The sequence below is a fragment of the Sporosarcina sp. UB5 genome, assembly GCF_050859005.1.
Lineage (GTDB): Bacteria > Bacillota > Bacilli > Bacillales_A > Planococcaceae > Sporosarcina.
This window is the reverse complement of record NZ_CP125984.1, coordinates 1,245,618-1,259,091: the sequence shown is the minus strand read 5'-3', so window position 1 is coordinate 1,259,091 and position 13,474 is coordinate 1,245,618. Positions and strand designations below refer to the sequence as shown.

The 13,474-nt window shown below is 40.5% G+C and carries 12 protein-coding genes and 1 other annotated feature; of the genes, 7 read left to right on the top strand and 5 right to left on the bottom strand.

The window, feature by feature from the left end; translation table 11 throughout:
• Positions 1–270 precede the first annotated feature (270 nt).
• Entirely contained in the window at positions 271–1,254 is a 984-nt protein-coding gene (locus QM454_RS06605) for a ring-cleaving dioxygenase (RefSeq protein WP_432363093.1), read from the top strand.
• Positions 1,255–1,272: 18 nt separating this feature from the next.
• The gene (locus QM454_RS06600) at positions 1,273–1,866 is read left to right on the top strand and encodes an NADPH-dependent FMN reductase (protein ID WP_432363090.1); all 594 of its coding nucleotides are present in this window, start codon (positions 1,273–1,275) and stop codon (positions 1,864–1,866) included.
• Positions 1,867–1,992: 126 nt separating this feature from the next.
• On the opposite strand, the gene fabI is transcribed toward QM454_RS06600, so the two are convergent.
• From fabI to QM454_RS06585, 3 genes are all read right to left on the bottom strand, one after another.
• Positions 1,993–2,769 (bottom strand): enoyl-ACP reductase FabI, encoded by a 777-nt coding sequence (gene fabI / locus QM454_RS06595; protein WP_432363087.1) that lies wholly within the window; start codon positions 2,767–2,769, stop codon positions 1,993–1,995.
• Positions 2,770–2,894: 125 nt separating this feature from the next.
• Positions 2,895–4,199, bottom strand: coding sequence for a branched-chain amino acid transport system II carrier protein (brnQ, locus tag QM454_RS06590; protein ID WP_432363085.1), 1,305 nt, complete (start codon positions 4,197–4,199; stop codon positions 2,895–2,897).
• 11 nt (positions 4,200–4,210) lie between these two features.
• Positions 4,211–5,017 (bottom strand): YitT family protein, encoded by an 807-nt coding sequence (locus QM454_RS06585; RefSeq protein WP_432363083.1) that lies wholly within the window; start codon positions 5,015–5,017, stop codon positions 4,211–4,213.
• Between the two features lie 93 nt (positions 5,018–5,110).
• Positions 5,111–5,364: a binding site (T-box leader), on the bottom strand.
• A 128-nt stretch (positions 5,365–5,492) separates the two neighbouring features.
• Here QM454_RS06585 and yiaA point away from each other — a divergent pair.
• Both yiaA and helD read left to right on the top strand, forming a co-directional pair.
• Positions 5,493–5,963, top strand: coding sequence for an inner membrane protein YiaA (gene yiaA, locus QM454_RS06580; protein WP_432363081.1), 471 nt, complete (start codon positions 5,493–5,495; stop codon positions 5,961–5,963).
• A gap of 241 nt (positions 5,964–6,204) precedes the next feature.
• The gene (helD, locus tag QM454_RS06575; protein WP_432363078.1) at positions 6,205–8,538 is read left to right on the top strand and encodes an RNA polymerase recycling motor HelD; all 2,334 of its coding nucleotides are present in this window, start codon (positions 6,205–6,207) and stop codon (positions 8,536–8,538) included.
• Positions 8,539–8,654: 116 nt separating this feature from the next.
• Here helD and QM454_RS06570 read toward each other — a convergent pair whose 3' ends face one another.
• Complete coding sequence (locus QM454_RS06570; protein ID WP_432363075.1) at positions 8,655–9,182, bottom strand: CueP family metal-binding protein; 528 nt, start codon at positions 9,180–9,182, stop codon at positions 8,655–8,657.
• Positions 9,183–9,348: 166 nt separating this feature from the next.
• Positions 9,349–10,320 carry a DMT family transporter gene (locus QM454_RS06565; protein WP_432363073.1) on the bottom strand — a complete coding sequence of 324 codons (972 nt, stop codon included), beginning with the start codon at positions 10,318–10,320 and terminating at the stop codon, positions 9,349–9,351.
• Positions 10,321–10,459: 139 nt separating this feature from the next.
• Between QM454_RS06565 and QM454_RS06560 the strand changes: the two genes are divergently transcribed.
• The 3 genes from QM454_RS06560 (at position 10,460) to ribD (ending at position 13,473) form a co-directional block, all read left to right on the top strand.
• Complete coding sequence (locus QM454_RS06560; RefSeq protein ID WP_432363071.1) at positions 10,460–11,335, top strand: LysR family transcriptional regulator; 876 nt, start codon at positions 10,460–10,462, stop codon at positions 11,333–11,335.
• A gap of 277 nt (positions 11,336–11,612) precedes the next feature.
• On the top strand, positions 11,613–12,368 hold the full coding sequence (locus tag QM454_RS06555) for a GTP cyclohydrolase II (protein WP_432363068.1): 756 nt from the start codon (positions 11,613–11,615) through the stop codon (positions 12,366–12,368).
• On the top strand, positions 12,361–13,473 hold the full coding sequence (ribD, locus tag QM454_RS06550; RefSeq protein ID WP_432363065.1) for a bifunctional diaminohydroxyphosphoribosylaminopyrimidine deaminase/5-amino-6-(5-phosphoribosylamino)uracil reductase RibD: 1,113 nt from the start codon (positions 12,361–12,363) through the stop codon (positions 13,471–13,473). Before QM454_RS06555 ends, ribD begins: the two co-directional genes overlap by 8 nt.
• Position 13,474 lies beyond the last annotated feature (1 nt).

Here is a 13,474-nt window from a genome sequence, read left to right as displayed (position 1 = left end):
CGGATCTCCCCCTGGTTAGGATGCATTTAGGTTATATAAAGAAAGTTGTAATCGCACTCGTATGTTAGACTAAACAGCCTTTATTATTCATTAATCTGTGGAACTTATTATTTTTTGTAACACCAATACGTATTTATTGACGTCTTATGATGGGCATGTTATTATTATCTCGAATTAAAGATAAATTAATTCCAACGAAATAACGATACCTAACAAAATTTTTTACTTATATATCTCGAAGTCAAGATAACTAAAGGGAGGAAAACGCATATGAACGAATTAAAAGGTATTCACCACGTTACGGCCATTACGAGCAGCGCAGAGAAGATCTATGATTTCTTCACATACACATTAGGTTTGCGCTTAGTAAAGAAAACAGTGAACCAAGATGACATTCAAACGTATCACCTGTTCTTCGCTGATGATGCGGGCAATCCAGGTACAGATATGACATTTTTCGATTTCCCTGGGATTCAAAAAGGGGTCCATGGAACAAACGAAATATCCAAAACTTCATTCCGTGTACCGAGCGATGCCGCACTAGCGTATTGGGTGAAGCGCTTTGACAAATTCAATGTGAACCATAAAGGCATTCAGGAACAATTCGGCAAAAAGATTTTGCCGTTCGTGGACTTTGATGATCAGCAATACGAGCTTATTTCTGACGAGTTCAATGAAGGGGTTGAATCAGGAACGCCATGGCAAAAAGGACCGATTCCGTTGGAGTTCGCAATTACAGGACTCGGGCCAATCCATATTCGCACTTCCTATTTCGATCACGTGAAAGAGATGTTGGAAAAAGTATTTTTAATGAAGGAAATTGCACAAGAAGATTCATTCTATTTATTCGAAATGGGTAAAGGGGGCAACGGTGCACAAGTAGTTGTTGAGTACAACACCACTCTTCCACAAGCGCAGCAAGGCTACGGCACTGTCCATCATACAGCGTTCCGTGTCGATGATCGCACGGACATAGAAGAATGGCAAAAACGTTTGCGCGACTTCCGAATTCCGAGCTCGGGCTATGTAGAACGATATTACTTCGGCTCTTTGTATACGAGAATTACGCCTTCAATTTTATTTGAATTAGCAACGGACGGTCCTGGATTCATGGGGGATGAACCGTATGAAACGCTTGGCGAAAAACTATCATTACCGCCATTTTTCGAGAACAAGCGCGAAGAAATCGAAGGGCTTGTACGACCAATCGACACGACTCGCAGTACAAAGACATTTGAAAAAGAATATTTATGAGGAGGTGAAAATTTAAAGATGGGACTTTTCGACAAACTATTTGGATCTAACAAACAGGAGGAACAAACAATGACAAATTTAAATATCGGTATTATTTTAGGATCAACTCGTGATGGACGTGTGAGCCCTCAAGTAGGTGCTTGGGTAAAAGAATTAGCAGATCAACGCGGAGACGCTACATATACTGTAATTGATATCGCAGATTACAAATTACCACTTCTCGGCGAGCCAGGAAGCGATGCTTCAGGTGCAGCAGCATGGTCAGAAATTATTGCTAAACAAGACGGCTTCGTATTTATCGTTCAAGAATACAACCACTCCATTACTGGAGCGCTTAAAAACGCTTTAGACTTCCTACGTGAAGAGTGGAACAACAAAGCAGCTGGTATCGTATCTTACGGTTCAGTAGGCGGTGCTCGCGCAGCAGAACATTTACGCGGCATCTTAGGCGAACTATCTGTAGCAGACGTTCGTGTTCACCCAGCACTATCCCTATTTACTGACTTTGAAAACGGTACAGACTTCAAACCAGCAGAAGTACAAGCTTCTTCGGTGAATCAAATGCTCGACCAAGTGATCCCTTGGGCAACAGCATTGAAAACAATTCGATAATCTTTCTATACGATAATGGGGGCTGTCCAGAAAGTCAGTGAAAACTGAATATCTGTGACAGCCCCTATTCAATGCAAAAAATAAAAACGCATGTATAAACATGCGTTTTCACCTTTGCAAATCGTATTAATATCCGATGATATGGTATCCAGAGTCAACGTGTAGATTTTCACCTGTAACGCCGCTCGCGAGGTCACTTAGTAAGAAAATAGCCGCTTTACCGACCTCTTCCGGATTAGTCGTTCTTCTAAGTGGCGCTTTCTCTTCGATCACTTTGAGGTTTTCGTTAAAGCCTGCAATACCTTTTGCAGCAAGCGTACGGATAGGTCCAGCAGAAATCGAATTCACACGAATATTGTACTGGCCAAGGTCGTTAGCAAGGTATTTCACACTCGCCTCGAGGGAAGCTTTTGCAACACCCATTACGTTGTAGTTTTTAACAACTCGCTCTCCACCTAGGTACGTAAGCGTTAGAATTGAACCGCCCTCTTTAAGAAGTGGCTTAACAGCCTTCGAAACAGCAACTAAAGAAAATGCGCTAATGTCTTGCGCTAGTTTGAAACCGTCACGGCTTGTGTCCGAATACGCTCCTGTTAGTTCTTCAGTTTTCGCGAAAGCGATACAGTGCGCTAAACCATCAACGACTGGGTATTGTTCTGCAATTGTTCCAAATGCATTCTCAATGCTTTCATCGCTAGTTACATCACATTCTACGAGTAATGTATTTTCTTGGTTCAACTCAGGAACTAAGCGCTCAACTTCTTTTTTCAAACGTTCGCCTTGGTATGTGAAGATTAAATTCGCTCCCGCTCCACGTAGAGCTTTAGCGATGCCCCATGCGATGCTTCGTTTGTTTGCTACGCCCATAATAATATAGTTTTTGCCCGTTAAAAAATTATTCATGTGTATATACCCTCGCTTGTTAGTATTTGTTTGTAAGTAAATAATATTTCAGGCTTTCCACTTCAATAATAATTAATTTTAGAGCTTAAGTCGACTGATGTCACTTACTAATTAAAAGAGGTGACTTACTCTATCGCTAATTGCCCCCTAAACTTATCCATACCGTAACCTATCAATGCAACAACAAACGCTGGCAAAATCCAGCCCAGCCCATGTTCAAAGAACGGGATGACGCCTAGCCATCCGGTCAAGACTTCGAGCTTAAAACCGACATTTGTCAATACACCGTATAATGCAAATATTGACGTTACGAAAACTGAAAGCCGGTACATCATCTTCCCTCCACCAAAAAAATGCTGGAACAAAGAAAGAATAACTAACACAATAGCAATTGGGTAAATGAAAACTAACAAAGGCACTGCTAATTTCAGAATGACACTCAACCCTAAATTAGACACTACTAAACCAATTAATACAAAAATAGCAACATATGAACGGTATTGAAGTTTCGGATAAATCTCAGTAAAAAATCTTGCACAAGCATTGATTAAGCCGACACACGTCGTCAAACATGCCAACGTTACAATTACACCAAACAGGAGACCGCCACCATTAGCGAACAATAAACCTGATGCGACAGTTAATATTTCCGCGCCGTTGGCAAAATCACTTTCCTTCGGTATTACTCTACCAATCCATCCTAAGGAGACATAAACGACAGCTAGCCCAAGGCCAGCGATGACCCCCGCCCACAATGTCCCTTTCACAAGCTCCGACTTGGATTTCGCACCTTTATCTTTTAAAGCATTAATAACGACAATCCCGAAAGCCAGCGCCGCCACAGCATCCATCGTAAAATACCCTTCTACGAATCCTTTAACAAATGGAGTTGTTACATAATTCCCTACCGCGGGTGAGGCGATATTTTCAAATTTAATAAATGCCCGGACGACGAGCAGAGCTAAAACGAGCAATAAAATAGGCGTTAAATACTGTCCGATACGATCCACAATTTTCGTCGGATTTAAACTGATGAAATAAGTCACTCCGAAAAATAGCAAAGAAAATACGAACAGCGCAAGCGAGCCATTGACGTCGATAATTTGTTTGACGCCTAACTCATAAGCGACGTTTGAAGCTCTTGGTATTCCATAAAAAGCACCAATGGACATGTAGATAATAATTGCAAAAATAAGCCCAAACAATTTATGTACTCGGCTACCAATGGAGACGAGGCCGTTTTCAGACAAAGAAATGGCCATAATTGCCATGAACGGCAGCAGGACGCCTGTAATTAGAAAACCGGTAATCGCAGGTCCAAAGTTATCCCCTGACTCTAAACCGAGAAGGGGCGGAAAAATAAGATTGCCTGCCCCGAAAAACAATGAAAATAGCATTAGTCCTGAAAACAACACATTTTTTCTACTCATCGTAAACCCTCCTAGTTTTTAGCAAAAGAACCGTCTACTTCAACAGTCTCAAATATATTAATAAACGCTTCCTTATCAATGTCGCGGACAATCTTTTTCACTTGCAACACTTCGTAACGTGTAACGACCGTCATTAAAATATGCTTCTTTTCTCGGGTGTAGCCACCGTAACCTTCCGTGATTGTAATGCCCCGATAGACCGACTTTAATAACTCTTCCCGTATTGCCTCCCCTTTCGAAGTGACAATTTGCATCGTTAATTTAATGTGATCCGTATGAATACTGTCGATCATTTTGCCTGTCAGATAGATCGACAAAAGCGTGTATAAGGCGATTTCCCAATTGAAAGCTGCACCAGCAATAAGAACGATGACCCCATTCATGCCTGTTAGAAGTAGTCCGACACTTACATTCGTCGTTCGGGATAGTATAATCGCAATAATATCCAAACCTCCAGAAGTGCCAGAGTACTTTAATATTAAACCAACACCCATACCCCCTATAACCCCTCCAAAAATTGTCGACAACAAAATATTGTCCGTCACAGCAATTGCAGGCAACACATATAGGAAAATGGAAAGTGACACAACGCAAATTAGTGTATTATACGTAATCAATTTTCCAAGTTTAACGTATCCTAATATGAGCAAAGGTATATTAAGCAAGAGATTCATTAATCCAATATCAAACGGTGTAATTAACCCAATTAAAATAGCTATCCCACTTAATCCACTACTTAAAATCCCATGAGGAACGAGAAAGAAATTAAATGCAAATGCAACAATCAAAGAACCTACAACGACAACTACATTTTTCATAACTATTGAACCTCCTTGTTAATCTGTGACCTGACGATTTTCCTACTTATTCAACTCTTCCCTATTTTTCGCAATAAAAAAACTCGTCCCCTAAACAGGGACGAGTTTGTACTCGCGATACCACCCATATTCCGCAAGTTCCCCAAAAAGAAGAAAAGATGCGGCGCTCAGTCAACGTACGATCATACGTGTTCCTTATAACGGTGGAAATCCGGCAATGCTTACTATTTTTCAGCTTTGCATCTCGGAGATGATTTTCGGATAAGATCTGTCCATCGACTTTCACCAAGCGTCGACTCTCTAAAGAACAGGATTCTTCTCGTACTGTTTCTCGTCATTGATTATTGTTATTACAATATAATTTAGCAGAGAGTGGTTCGAAAAGTCAATACGCTTTAGTCAGTTCGTAATTATCGGACTACTGAATTAATACAATAGATTGGATATAAAAATCTAAAAGGATGGTGAATTTTCAATGAGCAATGATGTTGAAGATGTATTTGATAGGGATAAACGAAATGAAGTAAAGATCAAAGTAGAAAGAAAAGACGGTGAACCGACTGCAGCGTTCAAAGGGGCTACATGGGCAGCACTGTTAATCGGAACGTCGGCTTATTTAATAGGACTGTTTAATGCAGCAATGGCCCTAAATGAAAAAGGATATTACTTTGCCGTTCTCATATTCGGACTCTATTCTTCCGTCTCTTTGCAAAAAGCGGTAAGAGATAGAGATGAAGGAATTCCTGTTACGAATATTTATTACGGCATAAGCTGGCTTGCGCTTCTTATATCGATCTCATTAATGGCCATCGGTTTGTATAATGCAGGGAGTATCACTTTAAGCGAAAAAGGATTTTACGGCATGGCTTTTGTTCTAAGTATATTTGCAGCAATTACAGTTCAGAAAAACATTAGAGATACACAGAAAGCAAGAGAGATGGAATAATTAAACGCAAAACCCCGCTCTACTATATGTAGAACGGGGTTTTGCTTTGTTTTTTAGCGAATCATTGTGCAAAATAACACAAATATATTGTTCAACCATTGAACAAAGTGAATTCTTATGGTAAATTTATTAAGATAGGCTTCGTATAATTAAAGTGAATAGATTATCCCTACTATAATTATACGACATAATCTATTCGTTCGTCAACCCTTTTACTCATTTTTTTAAAGGAGTGTTTGCCATGAATTCAATTTCTCAGCAGGAGCAACAACGAGTGGACAATGTTTTGGAAGTCATTACTGGACGGATTCGCAATTTGGAAGAAGACACGACTCGGCAACGGAATGAAGTCGTGCAAATTCGAAAGCATTTTTGGGATGAGGTCAAGGTCAACGTGGATACGTTTGACGATTATTTGGAGACAATCATCGGATTGAGACAAGAAGCGCAAGCCCTATCTGTCAGTCAAAGCACTCATAGACACGCGTCCGAAAGGTTGGCCACGTTACGCCGAATGAAGGAAGTTCCTTATTTTGGCCGAATTGATTTCATTGAAGATGGCGATACAACTACAGAACAAATATATATTGGAATTTCCACGCTCACCGATGACAGTGGCGAGGATTTCCTCATCTATGATTGGAGGGCTCCTATTTCAAGCGTCTACTACGATTATCAGCCAGGAGATGCTTCATACGTAACCCCTAGTGGTACCATCCATGGGAAATTAGAGAAGAAGTGGCAATACTTAATTCGCAACGGGGCCCTTCAATCGATGTTCGATACGAGCCTCACAATCGGAGATGAGATTTTACAGATTGTGTTAGGCAAAGGGACCGACAAGCATATGCATAGTATCGTAGCGACGATTCAACAGGAGCAAAACCGGATTATCCGCCACGACTCGGGAAAACTTCTCATCGTCCACGGTCCAGCCGGCAGTGGGAAAACGTCAGCCGCCCTCCAGCGAATCGCTTATTTACTTTACAAGTACCGAGATAGCCTGAATGCCGAGCAAATTATATTATTTTCACCGAATACATTGTTCAACAGTTACGTGTCTAATGTACTGCCTGAGCTTGGTGAAGAGAATATGCAACAAGTGACTTTTCAGGAATACTTAAATCATCGGTTAAGAAAGAACTATAAAGTTGAGAATCCTTACGATCAATTGGAGTATGTCTTAACTGAAACGGATTCCCCTTCCTATCTAACAAGGATTGAAGGCATTCGCTTCAAAGCATCCCCACTCTTTTTTGAAGCGATTGAATCATACAGGGAGTCGTTAGAGGTTTCTGGAATGCTATTTAAAGACTTATTGCTCAGAGGAAAGCCGATTGTAACTGCAGAGCAAATGACGGAAAGATTTTATCGTACCGACACAACACTCCGCTTCCATAATCGACTCGAAAAGTTGAAGGAATGGCTACTGAAGAAAATAAATGAAACGCAAAAGATTGAGTGGTATGAACCGTGGGTGCAGGAGAGAATCGAGCTACTAAGTGACGAGGAATATCATAAAGCACATGCGTACTTGGCGAAAAAGCGTGGCCATAAAAGAGGATCGACTGCCGATTATGAAATGGACCATAAAGAGCTTGCCCAATTAATTGTACAACAACGATTAAGACCGTTACGAAAACAAGTTCAGGCATTTGAGTTCATTAATATGAAGGGAATTTATAAGCAACTTTTTGCTGACCCTCTATTCATTAACCAATGGATGAATGGGGGCACACCGACTGAGTGGCCGGCTATCTGTCGGGCAACACTCAATATGTTAGATGAAAATCAACTGCGTTATGAGGACGCTACCCCCTATTTACTATTGAACGAACTCATCAAAGGCTTTCAGGCGAATCGTACAATTAAACATATCGTCGTTGACGAGGCGCAAGATTATTCACCATTTCAATTTGAGTTTTTAAGACGATTATTCCCATTGGCAAAGATGACCGTGTTAGGCGACTTTAATCAGGCAATCTTCGCCCACGCAAGCGAAACGGTCGATTTCAACATGCTTACTAGTCTTTTCGGACCTGATGAAACCGAAGTGATCAACATGGCAAGAAGCTACCGATCGACAAAACCAATCATCGAATTCACTCGAAAACTAGTACCGAATGGCGACCAAATCATTCCTTTTAATCGTGATGGTGAGCCACCTGCGCTGAAGCAAGTAGCTAATCATGAAGAGCTGCACCGCTGCATCGCTTCAAAAGTAGACGAGTTGAAAAGTGCCGGATACAATACGATTGCAATAATATGCAAATCAGCAGAAGAAAGCAGAAGTGCATATGAAGCCTTGTCCACCATCGATGACATTAAACTGTTGCGAATTGGTTCAATGGAGTATGAGCAAGGAGTTGTTGTCGTTCCATCGTATTTGGCAAAAGGCATTGAATTTGACGCGGTTATTATTTATGACGCATCGGAGCATGTTTATGGAGACGAAAGCCTACGGAGAATTTTCTATACAGCATGCACAAGAGCGATGCATGACTTGCAATTATTTAGCGTTGGAGAACCGACTCCACTGCTGCAACTCGTTTCGACAGCAACTTACAATAAATAATCTTAACTAGTGCCTCCACTAAAATTAAAATGCCAGTCATCGAAACAATCGCGTTCATTCAAACAAACATGTTTGCTTGAACTATTACGATTGATTAAGTGACTGGCACATTTTCATTACGTTAGCTGCATCGTTGTAATACACGTATTGTCGCCTTCAAAAGTAGAGATTACAGATTCCACCGTTTTACCGTCATACTCAATTTTAACTTGATATGTCCGATCTCTCGGCAACCATATGTCAATAAAACCATTTTCTAAAGAAGTAATCGTTTCATCCACTACAACATTACCTTCTTCATCTTGAATATATACGTTGAAGTCTTTTTCAACCAGTTCCCCTTGGCATCCCGTTAAACTATGGATGGCACATTCGTGTGTAGTTTTGACAAACGGTGCAATTGAAACGAAAAACTCATCTTCAGGAAGGTCAAAAGAAGTCTTTTTCCCATTATCCGTGACAATTAGTTCGTGAGATGTAATGGATGCCTTAACATCATTAGTAAAAGTACCAACACTATACGAATGGACTTTTTCTTTTATATCCTCTGTTCCCTCTTCAGTCAGCGCACTACTATCTTTATTACAAGCTACTAACGCTAGACTTAGTAATAAACCTAGTACTACGAGCAAACCCTTTTTCATACGCTATTTCACTCCTATTTTTTCTCATATTGAAAGGTCAAACTATTTTTATTTTATCATACACCCATTAATACAGTCAGTTGCCGCCAAGCAAACTTGCATCAAGATGTGTCGAATTAATTACAGGAAAAAACGACTTCGTTTGTGAAGTCGTTTTTCGTCATGTTTATGTTTCCTGTAGTCTTCCTTTGAATTTCTCTTTCGGTTCCAATCTCTTCTGCTGCAATCTACTATAAATATTATTTGAAAGTAATGACATGATAATGAAAATGGTACCTATATAATCATAGGCCGTGATGCTTGCACCTTGCCAAACTTGAATGACTAACGTTGTAACCGGTACGAAATTAAGAAATAATAAGCCATTTAACGGTGTGATGACACTGACGCCATAATTCCAACCTACTAAGGCAATGACGCCCGGAAAGATTACCATGAAAGCGATATGTGGGCTCGTAATGATAATCGTTTCGGCTGTAGGGACAGCAACATAGCCAGTCATTGTCACGCCTAAAACGACAATAGCAGCAGTAGCAGTTCCGAGCAAACAGCTTAGCGTGGAATAACGCAAGGCAGACCAGCCATCGTTACTGAACCTGCTTCCACCCATTGTGTACACAACCCATCCAACAACCGCGATAAATATTAATAAAGATGGAATAATAGCGTTTGACGCTGACAAAAAGCCACCCAAATCGCCTTTTGTTACAACTAACGAAGCACCAACAAAACCAATGAACACGCAAAACATCGTAAATGCATGAGGCCGTTGCCTTATGAACAACCAAGCAATCAGAATAGATATCATAGGCATTAACGATTCCATAATAGAAGCGATCATTGTACCTGGATTGCCCAATAAGTCTTGTCCCCAGAAAATTAGCAAATTATAAACTGTAAACGCCATCGTTCCAAAAAACCAAAGATACCAACCTTTCCCTTCAAAACGAAAAGCTTGTTTACCTTCCTTCCATAACAACCACACAACTAAAATGATCGTTACAGAGCCATAACGAAAAAGCGTAAAATAAAATGGGTCTATGTAGTTAAACGCATGATTCGCAACTGGAAACATCGCTCCCCAGGACACTGCGGAAATCAAACATAAAATAGCACCCAGTAATACATTATTTTTCACAAAACCCCGTCTCCTTCAACTACCTTCTACATACTTTATTAAATCACATGTTCGATATCTCTCAAAATGAACATTATTGATGTTTACCATCTCAATTAGTGATACCATAGAAAGAGAGCAAGTTGAAAGGAGTTATTACATGGAGTTCAAAGATTTAGAGATTTTTCAAATGGTGGCACAAAAAGGAACGATTACCGAAGCTGCAAAAGAATTAAATTTTGTTCAATCCAATGTCACCTCGAGAATAAAAAAAATCGAGGATGAATTAAATACAGCACTTTTCAACCGTCACAATCGAGGAATGTCGCTAACGCCTGAAGGAAAAAAACTACTTGTCTATTCCGAGAAAATCCTTTCGCTAACAAATGAAATGGTAAAAGTCGTTCAAAGTAAAACGGAACCCGCAGGCAAACTTGAAATTGGAACCGTTGAAACGGTCATTAAATTACCTGTTATTATTTCTTCATATATTAAGAAGTATAAGAACGTAGACTTATCCCTTCTTACAGGTGTTACTGAACAACTCCAAAACGATGTATTACATCACCGTTTGGATGGTGCTTTCGTGACAGAAGTCGAGCAACACCCCGAACTTGTTTCGCACGACGTTTTTCAGGAAGAGCTTGTCTTACTGTCAGACAGTACGAAAACATCAATCGAACAGCTACTTGAGGAACCGATTCTATGCTTCCGTGAAGGATGCGGCTACCGGGCAAGACTCGCAAAATGGTACAGAGATCAAAACATCGTACCACAGAAAGTTATGGAGTTCGGGACGTTAGAAACCATTTTAGGAAGCGTCACGATGGGTCTCGGAATTACATTTGTTCCAAAATCGGCTGTAGTTCATTTAGAAGAAAAAGGTCTTGTCCACTGTCATTACTTACCTGAAAAATATAGTAAAATTAACACTATATTCATTAGAAGAAAAGATGCCCATTTAACGTCTACACTTGAAAGGTTTATCGAAACGTTTGAACTGGTCGAAGGTAAACTGACTTTTCCGCTCATATAAAGAAAAGCCTAATTTCTCTAAAATACAAGTGAGAAATTAGGCTTTCGTTACTTTTTCAGTGCTAAAGCTCGAGCTTTTATGCGCTAATATTTTCTTTTGCATAATGTTAATTCCACCTTGTTACTTTACGTAAGTTAGTATATAATCGTAACTGTTAATAGTCAAGAAACTAATTACGGCCTATGGATAGCAGCATAATAAACACTTACAAGTTCAATCATCTGCATCGCTTGCAGCGGATTTTAAGTTAACTAATTTATATAAAAGGAATGATTTTATGGTACAAGCAAAACTAAAACCAACAGTTGTTGATATTTTAAAGGATAAAATTCAATTGATCGAAACAGATAAAGGCGCCACCTACTTGGTCGGCCCCATTCAACTGCCCGTGAATCTTTACGGAGAGACAGTTATTTTTCAATGGTATTGCTGGCTAAACCAATATGAAGTGACCGATGATTTCAAAGAGGTTATCGATCGCCTATCTTCAGCAAATCTTGCAGAGCACCAACAATCGAGTGTACTTGTATATGGTGATTTTGAAAATGCGGATGAAGCACAAATTCGGATGCATTCGATTTGTCATACCGGCGATATCTTTGGTAGCAAAAGATGCGATTGCGGTTTTCAATTAAAGCAATCGATGCAAAATATTGTAGATCACGGAGCTGGGGCATTGTTTTATTTGGCCAATCATGAAGGACGTGGAATTGGTTTATTCAGCAAGGCAATGGCATACGTGCTTCAGGAGAATGGGTACGATACAGTTGAAGCAAATGAAAGTCTTGGCTTTGTCGATGATTCGAGAAATTACGAAGATGCGATGCATGTATTAAAAGCATTACGCACTAAGCCTGTTACATTGATGACGAATAACCCGAAGAAAGTCAAAGCGATGCGAAATGCCGGCCTTCCGATTTCGGGGAGAGAGCCTTTATGGGGAGATAAATCCGAGTTCAATGAAAAATATTTGCAAACAAAGATTCAACGCTCCGGACATATAGGTATAGAAGGGACTCATCCAAATGACTAACCATGAATTTTATATGGGTTTAGCGCTGCAAAATGCACAAGCGATGAAGGGCCAAACCGATCCAAACCCACTTGTCGGTTCAGTCATTGTAAATGACAACCGGATTGTCGGTATTGGTACGCATTTAAAAGCTGGCGAGCCGCATGCAGAAATCCATGCGATCCGAATGGCCGGCGAGCAGGCGAATGGGGGGACGATTTACGTCACCCTGGAGCCATGCTCTCATTATGGACGTACTGGCCCGTGCGCAAAAGCGATTGTTGAAGCAGGAATTAAGAAAGTCGTCATCGCTACACTCGACCCAAATCCGGTCGTTGCCGGAAACGGCGTTAAAATTTTAGAAGATGCAGGAATTGAAGTTATCATCGGCGTTTTGGAAGAGCAATCTCGTCAGATGAATGAAGTATTTAACAAATTCATCGTCGAACAGAAGCCCTTCGTGACGATGAAAGCTGGAAGCACATTGGACGGAAAAATCGCTACGCATACAGCAGACAGCAAATGGATTACGTCTGCCGAAGCTAGACGCGATGTACACGTATTGAGAAATGAGAACATGGCCATTTTAGTCGGTGTGAATACAGTCATCGAGGATGATCCTGAATTGACGACAAGGATCCCGAATGGCAGGAATCCAATTCGCGTTGTTTTAGATTCCTCATTACGCATCCCACTCGATTCAAAAATCGTGACAGATGGGCAAGCTGAAACTTGGATTTTCACTGCAACTACGTATAATCAAGATGCAAAGAAAGCTTTAGAAGAACGAGGAATTACGATTTTCCACACTTCGGGCATTCGTCATGTCGATCCAATTGATGTCGTTCGAATCCTCGGTGAAAAACTTGTTTCTTCTGTTTTAATTGAGGGTGGAGGTTCGATTCACGCTGCCTTCCTTGAAAAGCAGCTCGTCGACAAAGTGGAGATTTATATCGCGCCAAAGCTAGTTGGAGGTACACAAGCGCCGACATTCCTTGAAGGTACAGGTGTTGAATTAATGCGTGATGCTGTGGAATTGGAGAATCTCCATATTACTCAAATCGGAAAAGACTTTAAGTTCACAGGCTATCCAAAATATATAACTACACAAACTGAGGGTAATTAAT